The sequence below is a fragment of the Leptothoe sp. PORK10 BA2 genome (assembly GCF_034932105.1).
GTDB lineage: Bacteria > Cyanobacteriota > Cyanobacteriia > Phormidesmidales > Phormidesmidaceae > Leptothoe.
The window spans coordinates 19,574-34,412 of record NZ_JAYGIG010000032.1 but is presented as its reverse complement, the minus strand read 5'-3'; the positions used below and the strand labels follow the sequence as shown (position 1 = coordinate 34,412).

General features: G+C 50.6%; 5 protein-coding genes. All 5 read right to left on the bottom strand.

What is annotated here, in order from left to right; translation table 11 throughout:
- Nucleotides 1-188: 188 nt before the first annotated feature.
- A complete protein-coding gene (locus VB741_RS10040; protein ID WP_323365034.1) occupies nt 189-632 on the bottom strand; it encodes a helix-turn-helix domain-containing protein in 444 nt (147 codons plus the stop codon).
- Nucleotides 633-852: 220 nt separating this feature from the next.
- The gene (locus VB741_RS10035) at nt 853-4,806 is read right to left on the bottom strand and encodes an nSTAND1 domain-containing NTPase (RefSeq protein ID WP_323365033.1); all 3,954 of its coding nucleotides are present in this window, start codon (nt 4,804-4,806) and stop codon (nt 853-855) included.
- 9 nt (nt 4,807-4,815) lie between these two features.
- Complete coding sequence (locus tag VB741_RS10030) at nt 4,816-6,054, bottom strand: caspase family protein (protein WP_323365032.1); 1,239 nt, start codon at nt 6,052-6,054, stop codon at nt 4,816-4,818.
- 398 nt (nt 6,055-6,452) lie between these two features.
- On the bottom strand, nt 6,453-13,286 hold the full coding sequence (locus VB741_RS10025; protein ID WP_323365031.1) for a strawberry notch C-terminal domain-containing protein: 6,834 nt from the start codon (nt 13,284-13,286) through the stop codon (nt 6,453-6,455).
- Nucleotides 13,286-14,833: a hypothetical protein gene (locus tag VB741_RS10020; RefSeq protein WP_323365030.1), complete on the bottom strand. Its 1,548-nt coding sequence runs from the start codon at nt 14,831-14,833 to the stop codon at nt 13,286-13,288. Before VB741_RS10020 ends, VB741_RS10025 begins: the two co-directional genes overlap by 1 nt.
- Nucleotides 14,834-14,839: the final 6 nt, after the last annotated feature.

Here is a 14,839-nt window from a genome sequence, read left to right as displayed (position 1 = left end):
CAGACTTTCCCTGCTAGGCTTTCGGCTTGTTCAAAAACGGTCCATTGCTCAGACCATTCTGGGAGTTGCTGACAGATCTCTTCGATAGACGATACAATCATGACTAAGTTTTTTGATTGGGACGGGAGTATTATCCCATCCCTTTTTTCTTTTTTGTAGAGGGTCCCATAACACCTGGATACGCCCGGTCATGCCATTTTTTTTAGCGTCTGTCGGACCGTCTCATGGCTGACCGTGTCAACCAGGCCCAATTCAACCACCTTACGAGCCAGCAAACGCAATGACCAATTGGCATACCCCGCAGGCGGTGCCCCTAATCGCAGGGCAATCACCTGGGCTTCCTGCTCGCCATCGAGGAGCTTATCCGTGGGGGGACGTCGTCGCTTCGCACCATTGAGCGTTACCTCAAACCCTTGCTCAACCAAGCGACGGCGAATATTCTCCACGGTCTTTGTTCGACACTCAAACGCATCCGCGATCTCCTGGTCAGTCCAGTTAGGACCCTCGGCATCGGCTTTCAGTAGAATCTGAGCGCGACGCACTTTTTGGCTGCTGCCCTTCAACTTTTTGATCACCGCTTGTAACTGATGACGCTCATCGGGGGTTAGGCGGACAATATACTTTTTCTGCATAGGATTCCGGTACGCTGCATAAAGCTTACCGCAACACTCTCAACAACCCTAGTTTTTAGTCTTGACGGTGCACTAGTGAAAAAAGTATGAGTCCTAAGATAGCCAAACCAAGGAATTTTCCAGATCTGCTCAAATAAAATGTCATAATCTTTCTCACAATTCATAGAAATAAATTTTGTAATGACTAAGTTCAAAAAAGATTTACTTGTGGTTGAAACCTTCAATTAGAACATTGACTTTTCAAAGTGTTTTCGATATTGTTGGCCTGCAAAAAATACAGTTTCACCCAGTTACAACTTAAATTAAGTAAGTTCTTTAAGTCTTTATTCCAGAGAATTATCCTTTGATCAAAGCTTGCAGCGGCAACTAATTTGGATTTTTGATCAAGATCTATATCAAAGATAATATCTCTGCTACCAAGAAGTACTTCTTGCTCTTCTCCTTTCATGTTCGAGATTCTAACCGTTTTATCGTAGCTAGCAGAAACTATATATTTACTATTTGCACTGAATCTGACACTGCTAATAGTATCTGAGTGTCTTTCTAGGACAAATAAATTATCTCCATTTAATTCCCAGACTTTTACAGTTTGGTCCCCACTTCCCGAGGCTATTAACTTACCATTTGGGCTAAAGCTGATGTCAAAAACCGTATCCTTGTGTGCTTCTATTGATCTGAGCAAATTGCCAGCTGTATTCCAGAACTTGATCGTACCGTCTTCACCTGCAGAGGCAATTATCTTGCCATCAGGGCTAAAGCTCACTTCCTGTATACTCCCCTTATGTCCCTCCAAGGTCTGGCGCACCTTCCCCTCCAGATCCCAAACCTTGATAGTGCCATCTCCACTCGCCGTAGCAATCAAGTCATCTCGGAAACTAAAATCGATACCGTAAACACTATCCGTATGTCCTTCCAATACCCCATTCAACGCTCCATCAATATTCCAAAGCTTCACTAATCCATCTCCTCCAATCGATGCAATGAGCTTGCCATCAGGGTGAAAGCGAACCTTAATGACCTCAGCTTCATGAGCTTGAAACGTTCTAATTAGCTCACCGTCAGGCATCCATAGATTGATCTCACCCGCTTCATTTCCCGATGCCACCATTTGTCCATCAGGGCTAAAACTTACCGTACTCCCTTCAAGAACCGGTAACACGCCATCAAGATCCCAAACCCTTACCGTGCCATCCTGACTGGTTGAGACGAGGGCTTGCCCATCTGGGCTAAAGCTAACCTCAGAGACACTTGCATCATGGCCCTCCAGGGTTTGTAGAAGCGTGCCATAAGTCAAGTCCCAAATGTTAATCATGCCATCCTGACCCGCAGATGCCAGCGTTTCACCATCAGGGCTGACATTCAAATACAAGACACTGTCGCTGTGGCCCTGGAGGGTATTTTCAGAGTTTCCTTCTGTGTCCCAAATTTGGATTATGGCGTCCTCTTTGGCCGCGACAATTCTCTCGTTCCCGACAAACCGAACTCCAAGGACCTGGCTGTTTGCCTGGAGCGTTCGCACAAGTTCACCATTTTGTACATTCCAAAGCTTGACAGTGCCATCTTCACTGCCGGAGGCCAACCGCTCTCCATCATCGCTAAAGGCCACAGACATCACCTGATCTTCATGACCTGAGAAGGTTGTGAGGGCATTTCCGGCCAAATCCCAAAATTTTATGGTTCCATCAGCTCCCGCAGCAGCCAGTATTTTTCCATCCGGACTGAAGGTGATGGCAGTCATCCAGTTTAGTTCTTGAATAGTATTTTTGAGGTTAAACTTCCCATCGGACTGCCGTTGCCAGAGTCTAATCGTATTGTCCAAACTGGCAGAAGCCAGGGTTTGACCATTAGGACTGAAAGTCACGGTCACCACTGTGTCTTGATGCTCGGTTAGAGATTGCAGCGGTTCACCGTTAAATTGCCACAACTTGACGGTATTGTCCGAGCTGGCCGTGGCAATCGTCTGGCCATCCGGACTCACATCTACGCTTAGAACCCAATTATCGTGGGCCTTGAAGCGATTTTGCTCTCGCAGTTGAACCAATAGCTTCGCAAAATGAAGCTCGTATCGAGTCTTAATCCCAGGCATGGGTAGAAACGGCTGTTGCAGTAAACGCCCGGTGCCAATCAACTCCGTTAACGCCTCAATGTCCTTATTCGCAACAAAGAGTGATTCAGAAGCCACCATGGAAGCCTCGATGGTTCTGATGCGGGCTGTTCTACTCAGAAAAAGTGCTAGCATCGTCAGCCCTGCTAAAAGAACCGAAAATGTCGTTGCAATGGTATTGCGAGTTTGAGCTGCTTTACGAGCGCGTCGTTCCTGCTCGGTTGCTTTCCGTTCCTGCTCTAAGGCTTCTCGAATTAAGGTTAATTCTCGTTGCTGTGCCTCTTCTTGTTGTCTCTCGGCTTCCTCAAGGGCATTCCGACTGGCAACTACTAGCTCAGTTAAAACCGAATCGTATCCAAGTTCCTCCGCATCAGTACTCTCTAGCCAACGTTCTGCTTCCAGCAATTCCACAGCATCTAACAGACCTCCGGCTTCTTTACCTAATCGCACCCAGTCTTCCGCTTTTGCCGTTAAACGTCGTCGCGTCTGCTCCGCCTCACGTCTTTCTCCGATCCACTGTTGTAAAAGGGGCCAACCTGAAATTAAGGCCTCATGGGCAATATCAACCTTCCGCTCGGCCTCCTCTTCACCATTGAGGGTTAAAAGGCGGTTGTCAACCAAGTGAAATAAGGTCTGATCGAATTCATAGGAATTTTCACCAGTTACATGTAATGCCTTTACGGGTTGTTGTCGCCGGGTATCTGCTCGACCTTCACCAAAATGGATGAGACGTAGAAAAATGCGGCGAGCGATCACCTCCTGCTGGTCATTACTGAGACTGCCTACGGCAGCATCAGCTCGGCGGGCAATCGCCACTTGAAGGCCAGTTTGAGGAACAGCTGCTGTAGTTGGCCCATAAGCTTTACGGGGCAGTACTAAGGCTTCGTAGGCTCTAAGGGGTAAGTAACGCCTTTCAACTCGGCTCCACAGTAGAACAAGTGTTTCTTGTACCAGGGGTAGAATACCGGGCTCTCCAGCCGCATCTGTCACCAGTCGTTCTGCCAGGGCAGATTCGACAAAAACACCCACCTTCTCCGCAGGCTGAACAATTGCGCTGCGTAAGCCTTGCTCATCAAGAGGAGTGATTTCCATCCGATGTGTTCTGATAGATCGCCATAGAGAGGATGCCATCAAATCTGCATAAAAGTCGGCTCTGACGGTTAGCACTATGTAGCAATTTGCAACATCCATTAGGCTCAGAAGTGCCTGTTGAAAAGTCAATCGGTCTTGAATTTCTGAAGATGTTAAGGTGTCAGCTGAAGGTGTGAAAATTTCCTCGAACTGATCCACGATCAGGAGTAATCGCTGAGTTTCAGAATGAGAGGCTAGCAACTGACTGACAATCTGGTTTGAATTCTGTAAGTCATCAGTTTCCAAAGCTTCTTTGAGCACTGCAAGGAGTGCTATGCCGGGCCGCAAAGTTTTTACAAGCCAGGTTCCATTACCGAAGGTATTGCTCTGCCGCAATGCTGGAACCAATCCGGCCAGTACTAATGACGATTTGCCACTACCAGACGGACCAATAACAGTTATAAATCGGCTTAATCGTAATCGTTCCAAAAGTTCTTCAATTTCTTGATCTCGCCCAAAAAAGCGATCACTGTTTGCTTCACTGAAAGGAAGCATGCCAGGATACGGACAGTCAGGTAATCTAACTCGACTGGGAGCTTCATGCTCTAAATCTCTACACAGGCGGGAAATGGCCGATTCCCACCGCTCTGGATCGGTGGCATCTAATCTAACTAAGGCAGCTAATCTAGGTGGCAACTGTACAGGTTCCAGCAGTAAGGGAATAACGGGCCAAGTTGATGTGTCGAGACCAAAGCACTGAGCAAGTAAATCAACAAATTGATTAAAGCTATCAGCAACATAGGCTGGAGACAGAACAAGCAATGTTCGCTGACTTCGCTGTATTGCGCGTTCAAATTCTTGGAGTCTCGGAGCACCAAGAGCAAAAGCTTCCTCAGAGAGATAACTTACGTCTGCTTGATCAAGAGAATCGAGTAAATAACCTTCGACCCAAGCTCTGTTAGCTTCAGCATAGGAGATAAAAAGATCAAAATCTGCCATATACTCTCCTTACATGCGAGGTAGAGGACCTTGTAAAGCACTAACTAATCGCTCAAATCCTTTCTCTGCCCGACGTGGATGGGATAGGTTCAAAATTGATAACATACTTAACCGAGTCGGTAATTTATTACTGTCAATAGGCTCAGATTGAACTGGTAGTAAACGGTATGTTCCTTCTTGAATTCCCATTGTCTGTCCAAGAATATTTTCAAAACCTGCCACCACATCATTCAAGTATGCTTGTGATAACACAACGATTGTCCGTTTGGATTGCCTGATACCCCGTTCCATATTCACAACTCGTGCAACACCTGGCTCTTCAGAATCTCCAGAAACAGCAACACGTAAATTTGTTTCTTCTAACCTTGGTATCAACGTATCCCATACCCAGGTTGAATCTGGTTCACAATCAACATAGCTAATATAGGCGTCGTATCGATATTCTTCTTGCTCGCTAGCATCAACATTTTTTTTGCCACCTAAATAGAGAGCAATTGGAAAGTTTTCCTCTAAGTCTGCCTTGAAAATAGGATGCTGGTTTGCTTGTCCTGCGGTTACTCGGGGCTGCAAATACTCAAATACGTCAAAGATGCGAATCAGACCATCATCACCAATAATCTCTCCCCGTAAACCTGAAAGTAAATACTGAGTAAAAAGACTGTTTTCAGCATTAGGAAGAATGTAGGAATATTCACTGCTTCGAGAAGAAGCGAGAATTGCTCGACCGCGCCCTTGCTTTAGTGCATCGTAGTAATTTTCAGAAAAGCCTATCTTTAGATCTGAACTAGTTGCATCCTTGGGTTGACCAATCCCGCCAGCATGACAGCAGTCAAAAACAATAACTACCTTTCGAGCAGAAATAGCCTGTAGAAACTCTGTAAACTGCTTCCCAGAGATTGCTGTTGTGTTTAAGGACTCATCTGAGATTATCTCTACATCTACAGGCAATAGATATTCGCCTGCATAGCTACCATGAGCAATTCGTCCACCATGGCCAGAGATGTAAATGAAAACCGTTGAATCACTGTCCGCTTTCTGTGCCAGATCAGTAAAGGCTTCAACTAGTGAAGCCTTTGTAGCTTCTGCATCTAACAGTAAACGAACATTCTGGGAAGGATATCCGCAATACTTCAAGTTAGTTAGCAAATCACAAACATCCTGAGCATCTTTCAGAACTATTTCTGGAAGACGGTTGATTTTTTTGTAATTAGCAATACCAACTACTAGAGCATAAGCGTTATCAAGCATAGGAATTCAAAAAATGCTTAATGACAATGACCCACAATGGTAATGTTAGATTTTATTGGCACAATGGCTATTTCATCTTATTTCCTATGCTATGAGGCTTGTTAGTCAAAAATCTTATTATAAAACGTAGCAACTTAGATTTGGTTTTTCAAAAATCCTGATTTTTATCTCATTTGGCCTGATTCTTTGATCTGTATCCCATAAATCATGAAATTTAGCAGTACCCATAAGGGTGATTTATGGGGAGTTAATCATCTTGGAAGGCTAACCAACCTACTGAATATGCCTATACGTGTAATTTTCAGCTGATTTGTACGATTAAAGCATTCTAATTTTAGTTATCTAAAGTCTTGAGATGTTGATTGAAATCAGGGCTGAGAACGCACCTCATCAACTACTCACAGCACTTGAGCCATCTGATTGTTTACATGATGCCTAATCGGCTTCTGTCCCATGGTTAAATCCTTCTGCATAGCCACCTGAGCCTTCTCAGACAAAGCCTTACCCTTTACTACATCTATAGCAACCTCAGTAATCCGAGTTAGATACTTGTTAGATCGCCCCAGTTTCCAGGCCGCCTGATGCCACTGCCACAACGATTGTAGTAAGCCCCTATCAAGAGCAGTCTGCTGCGCCTGCCCCGATTGCCCATGATTCACCAACCGCTCATTCCAATCCTTCCCATAGGCAGGCCGTAACCGCTTCACTCCCGGCACCTGCGCCGCCACCCGCCAGGCCATCATCTCCCCAGCTTTATCCGCATCAAACGCCGCCACCACCTGCCCATTCCGCTGCAAAACCGCCTTCAGCGCCTCCACTGGCACCCCGCCCGTCCCATCCGTAGACAGATACACCGTCACCCCACCCTGCTGTCGCCGCTCCTTATCCAGCACCGCTAACGACATCGCATCAATAGGCGACTCCGTCAGCAATATTCGCTGCACTGATCCTTGCCCTGTACCAATCCGAAACCAGCCCAACTCCCGTACAGATCCCGGCACCAGCCGATGATAGCTATTGTGCTCCCCCCAGGTGCCCCGCAAACTGGCCCCCGTCACCTCACCCCGCTGCCAGCCTCCCCCCTGCAAGCCATGGCGCACAAACACCGCATTTTGATGGTCATCCGCATACACCAGCCCCTTCTCATGCACCCGGTCAACCAACGCCTCCGGTAGCTTGCGCCGATTCACCAGATACTCCTTCACCCCCGCCCAGCGTTTTTCACTGGGGTCAGGCATTTTCAACCGCCTGGGTTCTGCTTCCGACTCCGTCTGCCGCACTGGCGCAATCACGGGCACGACCGACAGGTCCTGCCCAGACAGCCACTCCACCGCTGAGCGAAACTCTACCCCCTGCACATGCATCACCAGGTCAATGGCCCCACCGCCCCCTTTATCCGCCAGCCAATCCATAAACAGCGTCTGGCTAATGCTGATAATGTGGTCCCCATCGCGCCACTTGTGCTTGTCATAGCGGTCCTGCTCCAACCCCAAATTGGCCGCTATCACCTCCAAATCCAAATTCCTCACCTCATCCGCCACCTCTTGCAACGACGGCTTTGATATCGGATGATTGATCACCTGCTTCACAGGCGTTAGAGGCTTCTCAACAGATGGCGTCTCCTCAGGAGTCTTTGCTGACACATCCCAGGTAGGATCTGGCTCGGTTGCTTCACTACGGGGTTGACCCGCTGTCGTCGAGAACTGCTCCACATCAAAGAGATTGGCCTCACCCGTTGTTTCGGTCTGTTGTTCTCCTACCTCAACAACAGTCGCCACCTCAGGGCTTTGATTATCTCTTTCCTGAACCTGCCACTGCGCTTTTGCCGCTTCTGCAAACCCCTGGGCCAGAATGTTCTTCGAGAATACCTGGGCAAAACTGCGGTCGGGTGCCCGTAGCTCTCCCCCGTGCAATGCGTTCTGTACCGCCGTTTCCTTAAAATCCAGACGCTCTCCCTGAAACCAGAACACCATTTCCGTATCGATAAAGGTGTCTCCGTTCTGACTTAAATAGTGGGTCAGATACAGCTCTTCCCCATGACGTTCAATTACCAGAGGAATATAGGGCTCATTCTCAATCTTGAAATGAAAGTCGTCACTTTCCAATACTGCCTGGTAAATCCCGGCCTCCTTGAGAAACCGCATCACCCGCTTTTCCAGATGCCCCATGGGCACGGTCTTATCAGCGGCCTCAGGCTTCTGATCTACGGGCACCGGTTCTGGATTAACCGCTTTCTTTTGCAGAATGGGTTGAATCGGCTTGGGCTGTACCACCCTTGGCGGGATACTCACTGGCGGCATCGGTTCCGCCTCCACCGTTTTCAGTTCCGGCAACGTAATCCCCAAATACTCCCGCGCAATCGTCTGCTGCTCAAAGGCTGCCAGCGCATAGCCCCGCTCCATCATCAGCACCGTCAGCGTCGCTTCCATCCGCTCCGACGGCACCACCACTTCCATCCGATTACTCACCGAATAAAAGTCCGACCCTGCCGCCTCAATCAACCCCTCATCCAGGTAATACTTGCCGCCGGATTCTTTTGACTTAGGAACCTGTATCACAAAGCCCGTGCCATTGCGTTGCGCTTTCACCAGCAACAACTCATCCAGGGTCTTCACCACCCCCTCCCGCTGGGTCAGGTCTGTCAGAAACGCCTTCACCTGATAGGGCTGCTTAAACACCACCGGCTCCTTTTTCAGGGTCTCCGTAATGTCAAACCCCTTAGCCATCATCAGTCCCTGACGCACATCGCCCTGGTAATCGGTATAGTTCACCAGCTTGCCACTGGGGTATTTCTCAAAGGCCCGAATCAGATTTCCCGTAAAGATTTGCCGATTCACCCGCCCAGCCGTCTGCCGAGTGTCAAACAGTTCGTAAATGTTCGTCCCAAAAAAGTCTTGTTCCTGGCGGGTGATTCGCAAAGCCCCTTCTCGGTGACTATTCACCTTAGAGAGCGGCACCGTCAGTTGTCGCATGGCATCCGCCACAAATATCCGTAGCTTCCAATTGTTGGGGGCCGCAGGACTACCTGAGCGCCGTTTCTGCTCAATGCCCGCCACCACTCCATAAAATGTCAGCCGCTGCCCAGCAGTGAGGATCTGCACCGTAGTCCCCGGCGTAAAGTCCTGGAGTACCTCAGTCACCTGCAGCACCTGATCATCCAGTCGGTCATTAAACTTGGTGATCGCCTCCGGCTCTCGCTTTTTCTGCGCCATCGTGGCCCGGTAGGTCTCTGTCTCCTCGGTTAGGGTATTCATGGTGGCAGCCACCTGTTGCTGTGCCTTTGCTTCTAGTGCATCCGGGTCATGGTCCTCAACCTGGTCAACCGTTTCTAGTCCCAAAGATTCGCGCACCGCATTTATCACCTGGAGCTGGGTCAGGGGTTTCGTTTCACTCTTCGCATCCACCACCTCCAGATATACGGGTCCAGTAAATTCACTTTGGGTATCCCCCTCATCGGCAATCACCTCCATCCGTGCCAGGGGCCTCGCATCCAGATCCAGCTGGTCCGCCTCTAGAATGTTCTCCCCCATAGACCGTGCCTGGTCTACCCAATCCTGATATTCCGACTCAATCAGGCTGTAGACCGCTTCCTGTTCTGCCACTGGCAACAGCGGAATCCGTCCCGTCACCTTTTTCACCAGGGCAATCTCAGAGGCATCGCCACTGGCCTGAGCGGTGGGAAAATCCAGTTTGGCATTCAGCTCTGGATCATCATTGAGCAGGTCAGTCACCACCTGCTCACCATAGAGATTCATAAAATCCACCACATTACTCAGAGAGATATCCGTCTCCCTGGCAGCTGTCGTATTGGCATTCAAGCTCGCCATCTTCTGACACAGAATCGCACCTGGTCGTTTTTCTGCTGGAATATCCCCCATCAACAGGGTGTATCGCGGCAGCTCCACCTGGCCGGTGCGATGCACTCGCCCCAGCATCTGCATAAACACATTAATGTCCCGCTCTGCCTGGGCCACAATCATATGCCGGGGCCGCTGGTCGGCAAACTTCTCCGACGCATGGAGCGAAATCCCCGTAGACCCGGAACAGTTCAACAGAATGACATCCGCATCCCCGGCATTAAAGCGAGCTACCGCATCAATCTTGGCCTTCGCTGTCGATTCCTGGTCCGGTCTCACCTTATAGGCCGTTGTCCCATCGGCGTCATAGTGAATCCCGGCTTTACGCCCGGTCACCTCTGCGACCTGGTATCCCGCTCGCTCTAGCTGTTGTTCAATATAGTCAATGGGGCTAATGGGAATCGTACTAAACTCTCCCTCTCGGATCGTTTCTAGGGCATCTTCATAGGCCATTACCCCGTTTATACCCAGCTGATCATCACTCAGCCGATGGCGCGTCATCTCACCGCGATAGTCACGGGTAATCACATCCCGAGACCGTTCTAGATAGCGCTCCAATAAATCAGCAAACGACAGCTCAATCGGGTCACGGTCCTTGAGATCGTGGGCATCCGCATAGGCTTGAATAAAGCTGCCCATGGTATTGGCCACCGCAATCACCGGCTTTTCTCCTCGCCCCAGCGCCTCCATTGCTGCCTGTACCGTTGCCTCTGCCTTCTGGGCCAACAATCCCTGTTCAATGCAGTTGTGCATCAGGGATGTAAAGTTGGTACTTTTGGCCCCCACATCCCCAATGGCTCCATCTTCGCCCAGGGCCTTGGCTTCTGCTTTGAGTTCTTTGCTGAGTTCCTTAATCGCCTTCTGCTTGGCCCGGTCAAAGTCCTTAATCGCCCGCATCGCTGCCGAGAACTGGTCGGCTACTTCCCGGTCCACCGGCACCGTCTGCGCCTGAAACGTAATCCCCTCATAGGAGCGCTCTCGCCGCAGCATCTGACCTGACGCCACAAACTTACTGGCCACAATCTGCTGTAGTGGCACTCCACCCCGCGTCAGAATAGTTTCCAGAGCCGTAATGCTGCTCACCCCCAGCCGCAAATCGGTGCGTCTGGCATAAAGGTCCATCACATCGGGGCGTTTGGCATAGGTGGCCGATGAATAAAATACCCCAGCGGCGTTATCAATCAGTTCTCGCACAAATGTCGCCCGATCCAGAGGACCATCGATCTGCCAGCGTTGCTGACTGCCCCCCGCCTGGTGTGCCTCATCTAAAATCAAAATGGCGTTGGGCGTAATGGCCCGCAAAAACTGTCGCCGCAGCGGTTCTTTTTTACCCACCGTTTGCAGCTGACTGTAGGTGGTAAACACCGCGCTATAGGGCTGCACTGTCCCCCGGCGCATCATGTCACCCATCTGTTGCTTTTGCTGAGCGGCACCACTGGTCTTAAGGCTGCCGCCCTTGGCCAGGGGAATCTCGGTACTGCTATCGGTAATAAAAGGCCGAAAACCCCGCATCCCAATATCCGTCACATCCCGCATCATGTCGGCATAGAGGGGCTTATCCTTGGTAATAAAGACCGCAATTTTTCCCTGCTGCTGAGCATAGTGAATAATACTGGCACAAATTCTTCCCTTCCCAATACCTGTCTGGTCTCCGGTGATAAAGCCTGCCCCCTGTTCAATATGGCTAATGGCCAGGGCGGCTGCATCAATCTGTTCTGCACTCAAATACTGATACAGCTCTGAACGAGACCCGTAGCCCAACCGCGCCGCTAGATAGTCATCAATATTGCCGTAGCGTTGTTCAAAGCGCTCCAGGGCTACCTGGGCCGCACTGGCCATATTGAACGGAATCAGGGTTTGGGTTTGGGTGCCCTGGCTTTTGGGGAGATAGGGCACCTGTTTCGGTTGGGCATCCACGGCGGGTCCTGGGGTTAGGGTGTCAGGTTGACTAGCCAGTCCTCCAGGGGAGTGTCGTCGTGTAGGGCTTGCCAGTCGAGAAAGTTGGGATGATCCGGCAAGATCAGGTCCGTCACGGGGAAGGCCACGCCGTAATGTCTCAGCTGTTCCTGGAATCGCCAGCTGTTGAGAATCAAGGTCTCGCTCCACTGCTGTCGCCAGGTGTCCAGATCGTTGTCCTCCAGCAGTGGCACTGTCTGAGCTAAATCCAGCTGTTCCAGACTGTTGGCTAGCATTGCCTGGGTCTCTTTGAGCGATGTGGCCTGAGCCGATTGTTGAATCATCCCGTCCAGTCGCGTTTGGAGCAGCGCCAGATAGGTTTGCTCGGTCAGGGTTTGCATTTCCTGAGGCAGTCGAACGATGAACAGAAATGGCAGCCATTGGGGTTTCCACAGCGTTTGAAAGCTGGGATAACGCTGGTTCATAAACGGATAGGTCCAGGGAGAAATCATGGTGGATGGGGTCATTGGGTAAACACTCATATAGATCATCAAATGCCGAGTAGATAGGGGGCACATCAGCCGCTGGTAGTGGCCGCTCGGCAGTGCCCGTGCCGTTAATCACAATCACATCGATGGGGAAGCCTGCGCCTTGCTTGCGGTAGAGATCACCCCAGATCGACAGATGCTGGATGACCCGATAGTGCTGATAGAGCAGATAGTAAAAGGCCCGACTCTCAGGACTGTTATAGCGCTCAGATCGCTGATCTGTGTCACGGCCTAACTTGCTGCCCAGAATCAAAACGGCTCGACCGTCGGGTTTCATCGCCTGGAGGGCATTGAGTGAGATCACCTGGTCAATTTGGCTGGTCCAGGTGTCATAGATCCGAAATCGTCGGGTGCGTCGGCTATTGTCTACAACGGTACCAAAGGGAGGATTGCAGATGACAACATCCACCTGCTCCGTTGGACGGTAAACCAGTGCATCTTCCTGGGTGAGTTGTCCATAGCCACGGGTTGCTAGCTCACCATAGCGATCTGGATTGATCTCGTTGGCGATCACGCGCCTAGGTGTCGCTCCCAGTAATAAAGCTCCATGGCCTGCGGTAGGTTCATACACCGTGGTCTCTGGCGTAATTCCCGCCAGCACACTGGCAAAATAGGCAATAGGCACCGGAGTGCTATACGCCTGCTGTAGAACCGAAGTAGAAGACTTTACCCCCAGATTGGGCTGTCGTTGAAGCAGCTCCACCAGAAGTTCATAGGCTTGATGGGTGGTCTCAGCCTGGGCAATCAGCTGTCGTGCGGTCCGTACCACCCCCACTTCAATCGCTTCATCCACCTGTTTCGCCAGGGCTGTTCCTGGCCGTACCGGTTCACCCACAATCGTGGCAGCAAACTGTCGCGCTGCCACGATTGTGGCAAAGCCCCGACCCGCCTGAAAATGATTGGTAAATGCTGCCGCCAGAGATATCTGCATCAGCCCATCTCCATCTGTTGAGAGACCACCGGTTTAATCGCTGACACCGAAGGCTGCATTTGTGTCGATTGCATTCGCTGGGCCAGCCGGTCAAAGTGGGAAAAATCCTTTGGCCCTAGCTTGGAGAACACCTCACCGGCCTGACGTTGGAAGACTACACCCCGACCCTGGCGCTTATCCGTAATCCGTAACAGGTTACCGGCTCCCATCTCTAGCTTGAAATGGCCACCGTCTTTGTCCCAGCAATGGGCACGGGCAACATTGCGTAAGAAACCACGCACCGTTCGTTCCACCCGATCCGTTTTTGCCGCGTAGTTGGCTTCAACATCCAAAGCCCCTTGAGGCATTACCCGCTGATCTCGTTTGAGTGAGATCAGGTCCTGTCGTTGAAAGTCACTGAGCCGGTCGCTCACCTCCAGCAGTTTGATGCGAGGCCCCAGCCCCAGCTGCCGAAATGCCTGAAACTGCATCAATACACCCTGAGAATCCCGCAAGGTATAGAGATTAGTGCCCTTAAACGAAAGTTGATAGTTACCCAGCCGGTAATGATGTTCTCCCGTGCGCCCATAGCTGCGATGGAACAGGCCTAGAACGGCATAGGCCAGCCGCTGATCCCGCAGCACCTGGGGCTGCCGTGCTAACCATAGAGCACCTTGTTTTACCTGGGTCTTAACTTGCTGCTTCCAGTCTGTCGCCGTTACCTGTAGGGTTTGACGAGTTTGCTCATGGGGAATTTTAGCAATCTCTCGATCTAAAACTGCCAGTGCAGGTGGACTATCTTTAGTTGGTGTTTGCTCGGCTGTAACAGGTTCATGCCTTTCTCCCAACTGCTCCACCCGCATCCGTTCAGTGATGTCATGAAACGTCTGCCAGTCAACCTGAGTAACCTGCTCATCCAGGATGGTGCCTTGTCGTGCTGACAGAATCACATCCTCCTCTCGGGAAACTAGGAGTAGATCGCCCTGCTGTTGAATGGTGTATTGACCGACTGCAACCGCGTTATAGGTAGGGACTTCTTGACCTAGAGGATTGAGCAACTGCTGAGCTGCTACTGCTACATCATTTGCCAGGTCTGATGTGATTGGGGTGGATGCCGGTAATGGTTCCTCTACAACTGGTTCAGCTATCGGCTCAGGTTCAGATGATTCCTGCTCAAGTGTCAGCTGAATCTGATTAACCGTGACCGTCCCATCCCGTTCTTCTCGAAATAGAACCTGCCCCTGATCTCGAATTTCGATATTGGGAACCTTTCCTTCATACTCTTTTGGATCGCTATCCGGTGTGACCGGTCGCTGGAGAGCATCCACGATCACCTTCAGGGTATTGGGCGTTAGCTCCCGCCGTTGGGTGCCATCGGCTAGGGTGCCATACACCACCCGGCGTCCCATCTGAATGCGTAGGCTGTCTTCAATAGGACCAGGGGGCTGTTGAGTCTGACGCTGTAGTGTGGCATAGAGCCGTTGGGTTATCTGACCAATGGCCATCAGCAGTTGGGCTTCATCTTCCTGCATCGCCAAGGCATCTTCTGTCCGAATCGTAAATGGCATAGTGAT

Excerpts from the sequence above, each read along its gene's own strand:
- VB741_RS10040 (WP_323365034.1), bottom strand. The coding sequence starts at position 632 with ATGCAGAAAAAGTATATTGTCCGCCTAACCCCCGATGAGCGTCATCAG.
- VB741_RS10035 (WP_323365033.1), bottom strand. The coding sequence starts at position 4,806 with ATGGCAGATTTTGATCTTTTTATCTCCTATGCTGAAGCTAACAGAGCT.
- VB741_RS10030 (WP_323365032.1), bottom strand. The coding sequence starts at position 6,054 with ATGCTTGATAACGCTTATGCTCTAGTAGTTGGTATTGCTAATTACAAA.
- VB741_RS10025 (WP_323365031.1), bottom strand. The coding sequence starts at position 13,286 with ATGCAGATATCTCTGGCGGCAGCATTTACCAATCATTTTCAGGCGGGT.
- VB741_RS10020 (WP_323365030.1), bottom strand. The coding sequence starts at position 14,833 with ATGCCATTTACGATTCGGACAGAAGATGCCTTGGCGATGCAGGAAGAT.